Annotated in this window: 11 protein-coding genes; 4 read left to right on the plus strand and 7 right to left on the minus strand. The window is 51.3% G+C overall.

Annotated elements, in window-relative coordinates; genetic code table 11:
• Nucleotides 1-180 precede the first annotated feature (180 nt).
• The 3 genes from PsW74_RS25975 to PsW74_RS25985 all read right to left on the minus strand — a co-directional run bounded on the left by PsW74_RS25975 (nt 181) and on the right by PsW74_RS25985 (nt 3322).
• Complete coding sequence (locus tag PsW74_RS25975) at nt 181-1626, minus strand: sodium:alanine symporter family protein (RefSeq protein ID WP_193757778.1); 1446 nt, start codon at nt 1624-1626, stop codon at nt 181-183.
• A gap of 152 nt (nt 1627-1778) precedes the next feature.
• On the minus strand, nt 1779-2552 hold the full coding sequence (murI, locus tag PsW74_RS25980) for a glutamate racemase (protein ID WP_063289583.1): 774 nt from the start codon (nt 2550-2552) through the stop codon (nt 1779-1781).
• On the minus strand, nt 2552-3322 hold the full coding sequence (locus PsW74_RS25985; RefSeq protein ID WP_063289584.1) for an RNA methyltransferase: 771 nt from the start codon (nt 3320-3322) through the stop codon (nt 2552-2554). The genes murI and PsW74_RS25985 overlap by 1 nt, the downstream gene beginning before the upstream one ends.
• Nucleotides 3323-3616: 294 nt before the next feature.
• Here PsW74_RS25985 and PsW74_RS25990 point away from each other — a divergent pair, with 294 nt between their 5' ends.
• Nucleotides 3617-4201 carry an HdeD family acid-resistance protein gene (locus PsW74_RS25990; RefSeq protein WP_063289585.1) on the plus strand — a complete coding sequence of 195 codons (585 nt, stop codon included), beginning with the start codon at nt 3617-3619 and terminating at the stop codon, nt 4199-4201.
• An 88-nt stretch (nt 4202-4289) separates the two neighbouring features.
• Here PsW74_RS25990 and PsW74_RS25995 read toward each other — a convergent pair whose 3' ends face one another.
• Entirely contained in the window at nt 4290-4880 is a 591-nt protein-coding gene (locus PsW74_RS25995; protein ID WP_063289586.1) for a DUF2585 domain-containing protein, read from the minus strand.
• Between the two features lie 226 nt (nt 4881-5106).
• Nucleotides 5107-6369 carry a beta-ketoacyl-ACP synthase II gene (fabF, locus tag PsW74_RS26000; RefSeq protein WP_057462594.1) on the minus strand — a complete coding sequence of 421 codons (1263 nt, stop codon included), beginning with the start codon at nt 6367-6369 and terminating at the stop codon, nt 5107-5109.
• A 459-nt stretch (nt 6370-6828) separates the two neighbouring features.
• Between fabF and PsW74_RS26005 the strand changes: the two genes are divergently transcribed.
• The 3 genes from PsW74_RS26005 (at nt 6829) to PsW74_RS26015 (ending at nt 10546) form a co-directional block, all read left to right on the plus strand.
• A complete protein-coding gene (locus tag PsW74_RS26005; RefSeq protein ID WP_063289587.1) occupies nt 6829-8046 on the plus strand; it encodes an NADP-dependent isocitrate dehydrogenase in 1218 nt (405 codons plus the stop codon).
• 185 nt (nt 8047-8231) lie between these two features.
• On the plus strand, nt 8232-9353 hold the full coding sequence (locus PsW74_RS26010) for a hypothetical protein (protein WP_063289588.1): 1122 nt from the start codon (nt 8232-8234) through the stop codon (nt 9351-9353).
• A 212-nt stretch (nt 9354-9565) separates the two neighbouring features.
• Nucleotides 9566-10546, plus strand: a complete 981-nt coding sequence (locus tag PsW74_RS26015) for a glycerophosphodiester phosphodiesterase family protein (protein WP_063289589.1) — start codon at nt 9566-9568, stop codon at nt 10544-10546.
• Here the strand turns inward: PsW74_RS26015 and PsW74_RS26020 are convergent.
• Both PsW74_RS26020 and alaS read right to left on the minus strand, forming a co-directional pair.
• The gene (locus PsW74_RS26020) at nt 10536-11711 is read right to left on the minus strand and encodes a cyclic nucleotide-gated ion channel (RefSeq protein WP_063289590.1); all 1176 of its coding nucleotides are present in this window, start codon (nt 11709-11711) and stop codon (nt 10536-10538) included. The genes PsW74_RS26015 and PsW74_RS26020 overlap by 11 nt on opposite strands.
• Before the next feature lie 189 nt (nt 11712-11900).
• On the minus strand, nt 11901-14561 hold the full coding sequence (gene alaS / locus PsW74_RS26025; protein WP_063289591.1) for an alanine--tRNA ligase: 2661 nt from the start codon (nt 14559-14561) through the stop codon (nt 11901-11903).
• Between the last annotated feature and the right edge of the window lie 14 nt (nt 14562-14575).

Below are 14575 nucleotides of genomic sequence, written 5' to 3' on the forward strand. Positions count from 1 at the left end.
ACAAACCCAAAGGCTCATAAAGATTGACAGCGGTCCTGGCAAATAGCGCATGCCGAACCACACGGGTGCGTAAAATCAAAGCGGCTCCATAGGAACCGCCATGAACAGCGCATTCCTATTGAAATTACACGCAAGAGTCAACGGAATATGACAGCAAGCACCTGAGAAATAAGAGCACTATCAATAGCGCCTTTGCGCTTCTTCACCGCGCTCTTTGCTCCAGATCGTAGCATCAACACCATCTGCAAGTTCAGGATGTTCGGCAATATCAAACATAGGCTCCTTCCCTTCCTTAAGCTGCTTAATGTAATCCTTGGTAATCAAGGACACCTTTGGCGCCAGAAGCACAATCGCAATCAGGTTGATTGTCGCCATCACAGCCATAGCGGCATCCGCTGCGTTGAATACAGTATCGACTGTCTGCAAAGTACCCCAAAACACCATTGCCAGCGAAAGAACACGAAGGATTGTGAGCCCCGGCTTCCAGCCATGCTCCAGATAAATCATGGCATTTTCCGCATAAGAATAATTCGCCACAATCGAGGTGAATGCAAAGAACAGGATCGCAACAGCGATGAAGTAGACACCAAAGTCACCCACATGCGCCTCCGCCGCAGATTGTGTCAGCGATATACCCGTCACACCAGTTGTTGGATCGTAGATACCGGAGAGCAGGATAATCAATGCGGTCGCAGTACAGATCACGATCGTATCAATGAAAACACCCAGCGCCTGCACAAAGCCCTGAGAGGCAGGATGATGCGGATCAGGAACAGCTGACGCAGCAATGTTTGGCGCAGACCCCATGCCAGCTTCGTTGGAGTATAGACCACGGCGGACACCGTTCAGCAACGCTGCCATCACACCACCAGATATCCCGCCAACCGCTTCTTCAAGGCCAAAGGCATGCGCGACAATACTCCACAGAACGCCTGGCACTTCTTCGTAATTCGCAGCCAGAATACCAAACGCGATCACCACATAAGCAATCGCCATAAACGGAACGACGACCTCAGCAAAGTGCGCGATCTTGCGCAGGCCACCAAAGATGACCAGCCCAGCGGCTAAAACGAGCACAACACCAGTGACGATTTCCGGCATATCAAATGCACTATTCATAGCATCTGCAATGGAGTTGGACTGCACGGCGGAAAACACGATGCCAAAAGCAAAAATCAAAGCGATTGCAAAGATATGACCCAGCAACTTGCTTTTAAGACCAGCTGCCATGTAAACCGCCGGACCACCGCGAAACTGGCCGTCGTCATCTTCAACCTTATACAGCTGAGCCAACGCGCTTTCTGCATAAGCTGTCGCCATACCAACCAAAGCAACCATCCACATCCAGAAGATCGCCCCCGGCCCGCCCAGCGTCAGCGCAACTGCAACCCCTGCGATGTTGCCGGTGCCAACACGGGACGCCAGACTGGTACACAAAGCCTGAAACGGGCTGATCCCGTTGCGATCTTCATGCCTCGATTTGAGAAGAACGCTGAAACACTGCCCAAAATAACGAAACTGGATAAAGCCTAATCGAAACGTGAAAAACACACCAACGGCAAGCAAGCCATAAAGCAGAACATAATTCCAGAGGATGGTATTGGTGTAATCGACAACAGTATTGATGATATCCAAGGCTTCGACTCCAGCAAATCCGCAGGTGCCGACTGGGTATCAAAACAAATTCAAGATCCGCCTAGAACAACCAATTAAATAAGAGAGGATTTGAGCCAAGGCAAGCAACACTCCAGCAACCTATACGCTTACAAGAGAGAACCTCAGTTGGTCAGGAAAAACAGATCCTCGCACCCAGTCGCCACAGATCTCGGCTCTACGACCTGAACCAGCCGTCTGGCGATCGCAGGTGCAGGGTCAATCCACGTTACCGGCCAGGGAGCCACCAGCTCCATCTCTTCCTGCAAAAAAGGATAGTGCGTGCATCCAAGCACAACGCAGTCGGTGCGCTGACCGTCTTTCTCGACAAAGCAAGGTGCAATTTCTTGCCGCAAGCGATCAAGGTCAACTGCGCGGCCTGCCAGCTTGTCTTCTGCAAGTGCAGCAAGACCAGTCGCCCCAACAAGTGCAATATGGTGCTCAGGCGCGAACTCGATGATCAGGTCCTGCGTGTAGTCGCGCTTCACAGTCCCAGGTGTGGCAAGCACTGCAAAAACGCCGCTTTGTGTTTGTTTTGCAGCAGGCTTAATAGCAGGAACAGTCCCAACCACAGGAACGCTCAACATCTCTCGTAAGCTCTTGAGCACAAGCGTCGAGGCCGTATTGCAAGCCACCACAACCGCGCTCGGTTGCCACGCCTCACTGACAGTCTGCACCAATGCGCAGATGTGCTCACGCAGTGCCGCCGCATCCCAGTCGCCATAAGGGAAAGCAGCACGATCCGCCAGATACAACAATGCAGCATCAGGAAGCATTCGCTTGATCTCACGCTGCACCGACAGCCCCCCGACACCACTATCCAACACCAACACACGACCAGACGTATCCGCCCGCATATGCATTTGCTGAAATGGAACGACTGGGGAGCCGGTCAGCATCAATCTTTGTCCTTCACGCCATACTTCTCAAAGCAGGAAATCACACCACGCATGATACGCACTTCATTTTCGGTGAGATCTGCTTTCTGAAAGATGTTGCGCAGCCTACGAATTGTTACTGGCTTCTTTTCAATAGGACGGAAGAACCCGCGAGAATCCAGCCCTGCTTCCAGATGCTCAAACATCCGTTGAATGGACTCTTGTGTTGCAAGCTCTCCATCATAATCGTCCAAGGAGAAAGGCAGTGCACCAGCAGTCGCCACACGGCGCCATTCATAGGCACATACCAGAACAGCTTGGGCAATATTCAAGGACGCGTAGGTTGGATCAACCGGAAGGGTCACAATCTTATTTGCAAGCGCCACCTCGTCATTGTTCAGGCCCCAGCGTTCGCGGCCAAACATATAACCGGACGGAATCCCGCGTACGCCCTGGGCAACACTCTCAGTCGCGGCCTCATCAGGTCCAACAACAGATTTTGGAATGTCACGGCTACGTGCAGTCGTTGCAAGAACGAGTTTCAGATCGGCAACAGCTTCTTGAACACTGTCGAAAACCCGTGCTGCATCAATAACATGATGTGCCCGGCTGGAAGCTGAGCGTGCTTTTTCACTCGGCCAACCGTCGCGTGGGTTGATCAGGCGCAGGTCGTGCAGACCAAAATTGGCCATAGCACGAGCAACCATACCGATGTTTTCGCCAAGTTGAGGTTCACAAAGAACGACAACAGGAGGAATGGCATTGTTTGTTTCAGGAGTGCTTTCAGACATGCGGATCCTCTAGCCGATCACACCGGAAATTACCAGAGCCGTTTTGCCTCCCAGCCGTCTCAGCAAACGCATATTCCTATCAAAATAAGCCTGCTGTTTTCCCTCGGCGACAAGTCACCACCTGCACCTCAGTCACATGATATGGCGTAGGAACTCTGACCAATCACGTAAAGAGGGTAAAATTCGGCGAATTCAATCAAGAGTAAAGCTGTGTTTTGCTGTTACCTAGAGTGTTAGCCATTTCAATGCAGCCTCTGAATGGCATGACCCTCTACGAAGGAGACCCCGACGACAATGTCTGGACAAGAACCCAACGCAGGTGGCACCCCGCCTCCAAATGTCCCGGACCTCACGCAGTTAGTGCGTGACAACTGGTTGAAGTTTCTGGTGCTCGGAGTACTGATGGTGATTGGTGGTACGATTGTGTTGGTCATACCATACGCGTCCTCCATCGCAGTAGCACTGGTAATTGGATTGGTTCTGATAGTCGTCGGGGCTCTTCAACTCTGGCACGCCATGCAGGTAAAAGAATGGGGAGGCTTCCTCGGGCAATCACTAGTCGGCATCATCGCACTGGTTGGTGGGGTAGCAATCTATTACAACCCTGTCGCCGGCACAGAAGCGCTGACACTCGTGCTCTCCGCTGTCTTCATAGCGCAAGGCATTGCACAGGCGCTGTTCTCATTCCGTTTGCGACCTCACACCAGTTGGGGCTGGATTCTGGCCTCGGGCGTCATAGCAATCGCAGCTGGCTTGATGATCCTGCTCGACTTCCCTGCTTCAACCGGTTGGGCTCTGGGCCTTGTGGCCGGCATTTCCATCATGTTCAACGGTTGGAGTTATGTGGCCATAGCACTGGCCGCGCATAAAAAAGCATAATGCGCTTCAAATGAGAACTTGATCGGAAGAGTGAATTCAAAAAACAGCGTGCCGCGCAATCTAAAATGAGCGCGGCACAATTTTGTAATTAATAGGCCTGCATCTGCCATTCTTTGATGGCATCCAACGGATAAACCAGCATGATCACATTAAGCGTGAGGTTGTCCCTGATGATCGCCCCAACGATCAGTTCCATAGCAAGAATAAGCACAACAGTCAGCCAAACCGGCAACCGTGCAGCAAGCCAGAACCCGAACATCATCCAGATAATATCAAAAACGGAATTCAGAACACTGTCGCCAAAGTAATCGAGGGCGATAGTCGCTTCGCGGTAACGATTGATAATGTAGCTGGAGTTCTCGACAAGCTCCCATGTCGCCTCAACAATAACCGACAGAACCAGCCGGAAGCCCATTGGCCAGCCTGCTCCACCCGTAAAGAGACGGCCCATCCACCAGAACAAAGCATAAAACAGCATGCCGTGGATGATGTGTGACGGCGTGTACCAATCAGATATATGCTGGCTGCTATCAGCACTGTTGGCATTGCCCGACCAAAGTTTGATCACCCCACATTTGCAGATTGGTTCCCGCCCCATAGCAAGAAGGATAGCGGCAGTCGCGATCAGCAACAAAACAGTGATCAAAGCATAGTGCTTGTTGTTCAAACGGTTAAGCATCAATCAAACTTTCAACATGAGCAGGAACTAAAATCTTATCCGTGAAGGATGAACAGGACCTTCAAACAAGCCTGCGTATATAAGCAACACCTAAATCAATCAACGAAAACTACAAGAAACATGAGTTGAATTAAGTCAGTAAGGTGCAGCTAAAAGAACAATGTGGCAAAAAGAAAAGGCTCAGAGAACCCCTGAGCCTTTTCCAAAACTATGTTGTCGCCAACTGTCAGCTCGGCTTTCCAAAGATCACAGAGGCATTCACCCCGCCAAAACCAAAGCCATTGGACATGACATATTTCAGGTCTTTCTCTTTGGACGCATTCGCCACCAGATCAAACTGGGAAGCCTCATCATCAGGCTCTTCCAGGTTCAGTGTCGGAGGAAGCACGCCTTCCCGCAGTGCCATAATAGAAGCGATTGCCTCAAGAGCACCGGCAGCTCCCAAAAGGTGCCCCGTCGCCGATTTGGTTGAAGAAACAGCCAGATCCTTCCCACGATCTCCAAACACAGCCTGAATGCCTGCAATCTCTGCAGCGTCCCCAACTGGTGTCGATGTACTGTGGGCATTGATGTAATCAATATCGTCAGGATTAATCCCTGCCTGCTTCAATGCCTTACGCATCGCGGCTTGCCCACCTGCGCCATCCGGAGGAGAGGCCGTCACGTGGTGGGCATCAGCTGATGTACCATACCCCAGGATCTCAGCAAGCGGTGTCGCTCCACGAGCCAGGGCATGTTCAAGCGTCTCAATCACCAACATCGCAGCCCCCTCACCCATGACAAATCCATCACGGTTTTTATCAAAAGGACGAGAGGCTTTGCTAGGCTCATCATTAAACCCACTCGACAGCGCACGGGCAGCAGAAAAACCAGCGAACGAAACAGCATCAATGCAGGCCTCAGCACCACCCGCAAGGGCGACACTTGCCTCACCGCTCTTGATCATGCGCACCGCATCACCAATGGCCTGCACACTGGCAGCACATGCGGTCACAGGCGTTCCCAACGGCCCCTTAAACCCATTGGCAATCGAAACCTGACCTGCTGCAAGGTTTGCCAGAAAGCTTGGCACAATAAACGGTGACAGACGCCGCGGACCTTTGGTCTCAACGGTGCGTGTAGCTCCGGTCATCGCTGGAAAGCCACCAACTCCGGATGCAATGATCGTCGCGGTGCTCTCCTTCTCTTCGTCCGTTTCAGGACGCCAGCCAGCCTGTTCAACGGCTTCTTTGGCTGCAACCAGAGCATAATGGATAAACAAATCCATCTTCTTCTGGTCTTTAAAAGGAATAGCAACACTGGCATCAAAGCCAAATTCATCTTCGTCGATGGTTGGAACCTGTCCTGCCACCTGACAAGCATGCTCGCTTCCATCAAATCTGGTAAGAGCGCGAATACCACTTTCAGAAGCTACCAGTCTCTTCCAAAACGGGTTGATCCCAACACCTAGGGGCGAAACAACCCCCATACCGGTTACAACAATCCGCATCTTCCCTTACTCCTAAGTCAAAGAACGCAGCAACCGACTCCTGCGCGCTCTACAAAATGCTCGCGTCCCAATTATGACGCCATCAGGTCGCCAGAGTAATTGGATATGTTTTGAGAGTTAAGAACAAACTGCACAATTGCAACTCATAGTGGATAACATCTTGGGATTGCGGAGTAATCAGTTTTTGCGCCCTAAGCAGAATGATCGACAATCCACTCGGAAAGGAGAAAGGTACAGCAAGATTATAGACAGCATCTCACACCATGCATGAGAGCAAATACAGTTGAAATTGCAGTTTGTTAGCAAACACCACTTCTGTGCAACATACGAATTTGGTATTACAAGCCAACCGAGCTAGCATTTCCACTGGCATTAAATTGCGCACATGTGTATACACATGGCAATTCGAGCCGCTTCAGGCTCCATTTTCATGTACCTAAAAACACGAGGTCTACTAATATGGCGAAGATCAAGGTAGCAAATCCAGTCGTCGAGCTCGACGGCGATGAGATGACTCGCATCATTTGGCAGTTCATCAAGGACAAGCTGATCCATCCTTACCTGGACATCGATCTGAAGTACTACGACCTCGGCATTGAGTCCCGCGACGCAACAGACGATCAGATCACCGTTGATGCTGCAAACGCAATCAAAGAACACGGCGTTGGCGTTAAGTGTGCAACCATCACTCCAGATGAAGCACGCGTTGAAGAATTCGACCTGAAGCGTATGTACCGCTCTCCAAACGGCACCATCCGTAACATCCTGGGTGGCGTTATCTTCCGCGAGCCAATCATCATGTCCAACGTTCCACGTCTGGTTCCAGGCTGGACACAGCCAATCATCGTTGGCCGTCACGCATTTGGTGATCAGTACCGCGCGACTGACTTCAAATTCCCTGGCAAAGGCAAGCTGTCCATCAAATTCGTTGGTGACGACGGCGCTGAGATTGAACACGAAGTATTCGATGCTCCTTCAGCGGGTATCGCAATGGCGATGTACAACCTGGATGATTCTATCCGCGACTTCGCCCGTGCTTCCATGAACTATGCTCTTGGCCGTAAGGTACCTTGTTACCTGTCCACCAAGAACACCATCCTCAAAGTATACGATGGTCGCTTCAAAGATATCTTCCAGGAAATCTATGACGCTGAGTTCAAAGAGAAGTACGAAGCAGAAAAAATCTGGTACGAGCACCGTCTCATCGATGACATGGTTGCTGCATCCATGAAGTGGTCCGGTGGTTACGTTTGGGCTTGTAAGAACTACGACGGCGACGTTCAGTCCGACACCGTTGCACAGGGCTTCGGTTCCCTTGGCCTGATGACTTCCGTTCTCATGTCACCAGACGGCAAAACCGTTGAAGCAGAAGCTGCACACGGCACAGTGACCCGTCACTACCGTCAGCATGAAAAAGGTGAAGACACTTCCACAAACTCCATCGCATCTATCTTTGCATGGACCCGTGGCTTGGCGCACCGCGCGAAACTCGACGACAACGCCGAGCTGAAGAAGTTTGCTGAAACTCTTGAGCAGGTATGTATCGATACAGTTGAAAGCGGTCACATGACCAAAGATCTGGCTCTTCTCGTAGGTCCAGAACAGAAGTGGCTCACCACCACTGGCTTCCTCGACAAAGTCGACGAAAACCTCCAGAAAGCTATGGCTGCTGCATAAGTACTGCCAAATCGCTGATTTACGAAAAGGGTGCCTCCGGGCACCCTTTTTTTGTGTGCGAAACAATTGCGTAGGCCAGTCGGGCAAACCGATTGAAAGTCTGCTATTCCCTTTAAATCAAGGGAGTACCGAACAATGCATCCTTCACGAATACGGCCCTACCGTAATCAAAAAGGATCCAGTCGATGAAACCACAACTCTTACTGCTACTGCTCGGCACGGGATTGGCGAACTTTGCTCAAGCTCAAGATAATGACGCCATAACTGCCAAGAAAATTGGGCCGTACTTCCAGCTGGAAATACAAACTACAACCCCGTCAGGTGAAGAAAAGAACTCGATCTTTGTGATGGATACAGGATCAACCGGCATCGTTGGCTCCGCTGGCTTTTTTATTCCCACAGCTGAAGAGCAGGCCAGCTCCACCTGCTCCACCCTGTCCTACTCCAGTTCAGGGAATACCTATGCTGGATACATAATCAATCGCGATCTCTCGTTTGGAACGCCCGGTAAGGCTCCTACAAAACACCTCAAAAACTTTCCGGTCTTTGCCGCCGTACAGCATTGCCCAAACAGTAAGAACAAGCCCACTTGCTCAAAGACACCTGCCCCCACCTGTAACCACAACCCTAAGGTTTTCATGATGGGTGTTGGTTTTGACAGTCCCCATGGCATTTCCCAGGTGGATGCAGATCAAGCCAATCCCACAAATCCATTCCTTAATCTGGTAGACGACAACGGCGTCCCTTTCGAGAAACAGAATTACGCCCTCACAAGCACGCACTCAAACAGCAGCAGCATAGATGTCTATCTGACATCCACTCAAAACCCGCTCCCCAATCTGGGCAAAACGCTTACGCTTCCATTATCGGCATCACCAACAAATCCAACGGCTTTGGTCGCACCTGTCCTCCCCTTTGCAATCACAAGCAAATCCAACGGCAAGGTCGTTTATCCGCCAACCGGTCCCCAACCAGCCCGCGTTCTCCCCGATACTGGTATTTCATATGGAATAGTCTCAGTAGCTAAGACCACGCCTCCGTGTTGCACTACCAGCCCTAACAGCGGACAGATTGAAACGTCAGACTATGAGATGCAGCTTTACGTAAATAAGCAAAGCAAAGAACCGCTGGTGACACTAAGCTATGGGAGCAATCAGGCTCTCGGCCACTCAGCCAGATGGTCCTTAGGGCATCAGGATGTTAGTCCGATGCTATTTAACAGCGGTCAGCTGTTTTTCGAACACTGCAACTACTTCTACTCCCCCGCAGATAAGCAAGTGACCCTAAGCTGCGCTTCAGACCAATAAGGCTCACAGGGAGCGGAACAGCCGCTCTGACGCTCCCTGATGAACAGATCGACCAGATCTCAACATGCATCTGCCTGACTACCGCAAACTCTCCATGAGTTCATCAGCACCTTGATGCCGAAATCTTGAGTACGCCAAAACAACGCCTAAGTGAGAACACATTACGCTTTCAACCTAAACGGACGGTCACTGTTTCCAATCCGGCGCCTCTTATGTTTAAAAAGATTGTTCTGCTGCTCCTCCTCGCTTTTGCTGGGGTCTATCTCTACAACGCTTCATGGCTTTCAGGCCAAACTCCATCCGGCAAACCCAGATTCATTGCTCATCGCGGCGTCCACCAGACCTATCATCGCAACGAGTTGACCAACCAAACTTGCACAGCAGAGCGCATTAACACGCCTACCCATTCCTTTTTGGAAAACACGATCGCCTCCATGCGAGCTGCATTTGAAGCTGGCGCAGACATTGTCGAGCTGGATGTACATCCAACCGCAGATAACAAACTTGCCGTCTTTCATGATTGGACACTGGATTGCCGCACCAATGGACTGGGCATCACCGGATCTCATTCACTTGCAAAACTCAAAGCACTGGACATCGCCTATGGCTACACCGCAGATGGCGGAGAAACCTACCCTCTAAGAGGAACCGGCATAGGTGCAATGCCAGAACTTGAAGAGGTTTTCCGTGCTCTTCCCGGCAAGAAATTCCTGATCAACTTCAAAGAGAAAGAACTGCTCTCGGCAGAACTTCTGCAGGAGAAGCTTGACAAGCACCCTGAATGGAAAGCGCAAGTCTGGGGCGTCTATGGAGCATCCGCCCCCACCTGGAGTATTGCAGACAACGCGGAGAAAATCGTAGGCTTCGACAAACGCCAAACCAAAGCCTGCTTAAAAGCATACATTGCTCTCGGCTGGAGTGGTTACGTCCCGCAAGAGTGTAGAGGCACCGTTATCGGCGTTCCCTCAAATTACACATGGGCTGTATGGGGCTGGCCACATAAGTTCCAACAAAGGCTCAAAGAATATGGCAGCGAGGTCATCGCATCCGGCCCATTCACATTACAGGGTGTCGGTGGCGGCATAGACACACAGGACCAACTTGCTGCGGTGCCTGATAACTTCGATGGATACATCTGGACCGACAAGATCGAAGTTCTTGCACCGTACATCCAAGGCCAGTCTACGAAGTAAACTCCACATCCGTGTGATGGCCCTTCCGTTCATCAATGGCTTCATCAATGATCTTCTTTGCTATAGCCGGTTTGCGTTCCATGAAGCGGCGCAGGTCTTCCATCTTGAGGACCATGAGCTGAACGGGTGTTCGCGCAACAGCGCTGGCCGTTCGCTTGCGGTGAGCAAACAACGATGCTTCGCCAAAATGCTCACCCTCACCATGTAAAATACTGTGGTCAGCAAACACTTCTTCCACTTCACCAGATGCAATCAGGTAAAGGCTGTCACCATCCTCGCCCTTCTCACAAATGGTCTGTCCGGCAGGCACACTGTGCGAATGTAAAAGCTCCGTCACTGCAGCGATCTCAATCGCAGACAGGCGCTCAAACAGCGGTATGGTGGCCACCATACCCCAGGTGATCACAAAATCCCTGCTATGGATCTCACGCGCAAACGCAGTGCCAACAATTCCAACGGGCAGCGCAAACAGGCAGTACCCCATCAACATCACCAGACTGGCAATGGTTTTACCCATTGCTGTGACAGGCACAACATCACCATAACCAACCGTAGTGAGAGTTGAAAACGCCCACCACAACGCACTCGGAATAGTACCAAAATGCTCCGGCTGCGCGGTATGTTCAACGCTGTAAAGCAGCGTCGCAGACACGAGAGCAACGCCAAAAATCAGCACCAGACTGCCAACAATCGCCCTCTGCTCAGCAACCACTGCAGAAATAAGAGAGCGAACAGCAGGCGAGTATCGCGCGATCTTCAAGAATCGTAACAGACGCAAAATAACAAGCGATTTCCAACTGATACTAGCGAAGAACAGCGAAAGCCAGAAGGGCAAAACAGCTACAAAATCAACCAGCGAGAGCGGCTGCATCGCATAAACAGCACGCGCTTTGAGCGGACCATATTTCCTCAAAGGAGGATGCAGGTCTGAAACCCAAAGCCGCAATAAATATTCAACGGCAAAGATTGAGCCAGCAATGAAATCCAGCAGAAAGATCTGCCAGACATACACTTCTCCGATGCTTGGCTCCGTCTCAAGGACAGCAAGTCCCACATTCACAACAATAAAGATGATGAGAATCGCATCGATCTGCTTGGCAAGCCGGTTACCGGCACTGCTGCGCTCCAGCAGATTATAAACTTTCAACTTGATGGAGTGTGCCACCAACGCCCCCAATAAAATTCCCGGGCACTTGAAGAAACAGATAAAGCAATCCCAACAGCAATAAACCTCCCTTCACCATTTTACAGGCCCACGCAAACCGTAAAAAGAGGCACCCGGCGAAAGTAACTGGCAAAAAATAAAGGGGAGATTAAATCCCCCCTTTGCAACTCTTAGATCTTTGGTTCGGTATTAAAGCGTTTCAAGGTGAGCCTTGATCGCAGCAATCGCCTCATCAGCCTTGCTTGCATCCGGGCCTCCAGCCTGCGCCATGTCCGGACGGCCACCGCCCCCACGACCACCAAGAGCAGCAGAACCAATACGAACAAGCTCAACCGCACTGGCTGTCTCACTCACATCCTTGGTCGAGCCAACAACGATCGCAGCTTTTCCGTCTTCCGCTTTGCTGATCAGCACAACAACACCGGAACCAATCGCAGTCTTGCCTTCATCGGCAACAGACTTGAGATCCTTCGGATTGATGCCTTCAAGAACACGAGCCATAAGCTTAAACTTACCCGCTTCAGTAACACCGGCATCCCCATCGGAGCTGCCACCGCCCATCGCAAGTTTCTTCTTCGCGTCCGTCAGTTCACGCTCAAGCTTCTTACGCTCATCCAGCAAGCTCGCAATGCGAGCAGGAACGTCTGCCGCAGCAACCTTAAGCAGACCAGCACTCTCACGCATCAGCGCATCCTGCTCCGCCAGATACTTGCGTGCTTCATCACCAGTGAGTGCTTCAATACGGCGAACACCAGCAGCAACAGCACCTTCAGAAACAACGGTCACAAGACCAATGTCACCAGTGCGCTTCACATGCGTACCGCCGCAAAGTTCCACGGAGTAAGACTTTCCGGCTTTCTCGCCAGTGGTTGCCGTACCCATGGAAACCACACGGACTTCATCGCCATACTTCTCACCGAACAGAGCCATCGCGCCAGCTTCAATCGCTTCATCAACTTCCATCAAAGAAGTCTCAACAGCGCCATTCTGCAGCACAATCTCATTGGCCAGAGCCTCAACCCGTACTGTTTCTTCAGCACTGACAGGCTTTGGATGCGAAAAGTCAAAACGCAGACGCTCTGGCGTAACCAAAGAACCCTTCTGAGCAACGTGAGTACCCAGCACTTCACGCAGCGCTTCGTGAACCAGGTGCGTCGCAGAGTGATTGGACCGAATTGCACTGCGGCGAGAATGGTCAACAACCAACTCAAGCGCATCGTCCACCTTAACTTCACCGCTCTCAACACGAACAAAATGGACGAACAGACCGTCAGCTTTTTTCTGCGTGTTGGTGACAGCAAGGGAAACACCATCTGCAACCATGGTACCACAGTCGCCAACCTGACCACCGGATTCGCCGTAGAACGGTGTCTGGTTAAGGATCAGAGACCCCTCTTCACCCTGCTTCAGAGAAGTAACTTCTTCACCATCCTTCACAAGGTTCAGAACAACGCCTTCTGCCTTCTCAGTCTCATAACCGAGGAACTCAGTCGCGCCTGCTTTTTCTTTGATGGAGAACCAGATGGCGTCTGTTGCAGCATCACCGGAACCTGACCACGCCGCACGCGCTTCAGCACGCTGGCGCTCCATAGCAGTATTGAACCCATCGGTATCAACCGCAATCTCACGGCTACGCAATGCATCCTGTGTCAGATCGAGTGGGAAGCCAAAGGTGTCATACAGCTTAAACGCTGTTTCACCATCAAGCTGATCACCAGAACCCAGAGAACTGGTTGCATCTTCCAGCAAGCCAAGGCCGCGCTCAAGAGTTTTGATGAAACGCTTTTCTTCCAGCTGAACAGTCTCTTCAATAAGCTTTTCAGCACGCGGAAGCTCAGGGAACGCCTGACCCATTTCACGAACCAGAGTAGGCAGCATCTTGAAGATGACCGGCTCTTGTGCACCCAAAAGGTTTGCATGGCGCATCGCGCGGCGCATGATGCGGCGCAAAACGTAACCACGGCCTTCATTGGACGGCAGAACACCATCAGCAATCAGGAAGGCCATGGACCGCAAGTGATCTGCAATCACCCGGTGGCTCGCCTGCGCTTTGCCAACAGCTTCAACACCAGTGAGATGCTCAGAGCTCGCAATCAACGCCTTGAAGAGGTCGATCTCATAGTTGTTATGCACGCCCTGCATAATCGCAGCAAAACGCTCAAGACCCATGCCAGTATCGATGGATGGACGCGGCAGATCGATACGCTTTTCTGGCAGCTGCTCGTACTGCATGAACACGAGGTTCCAGATCTCGATAAAGCGATCACCATCTTCCTCAGGAGATCCTGGAGGGCCACCCCAGATATGTTCGCCGTGATCGTAGAAGATCTCGGAGCATGGGCCACAAGGACCTGTATCACCCATGGCCCAGAAGTTATCTGAGGTTGGGATGCGGATGATTTTCTCATCAGCAAAACCGGTCAGTTTTTTCCAGATCTTGAATGCTTCTTCATCCTCGGAATAAACGGTGATCAACAGCTTGTCAGCCGGCAGCCCGTATTCTTTGGTGATCAGATTCCACGCCAGCTCAATAGCGTTTTCCTTGAAGTAATCTCCAAAGGAAAAGTTGCCCAGCATTTCAAAGAAGGTGTGATGGCGCGCAGTGTAGCCAACATTGTCCAGATCGTTGTGCTTACCGCCAGCGCGGACACACTTTTGCGAAGATGTTGCACGCACGTAATCCCGTTTTTCCAAACCGGTGAATACGTTCTTGAATGGCACCATACCCGCATTTGTAAACATCAATGTCGGATCATTGCGTGGCACCAGTGGACTGGAAGGAACAACTTCGTGTCCGTTCTTTGCAAAGTAGTCGAGAAAAGCCGACCGAATTTCGTTGACGCCACTCATAGGTATTGATGTCC

It is taken from the genome of Pseudovibrio sp. W74, assembly GCF_001623085.1.
In the GTDB taxonomy this organism is placed as follows: Bacteria; Pseudomonadota; Alphaproteobacteria; order Rhizobiales; family Stappiaceae; genus Pseudovibrio.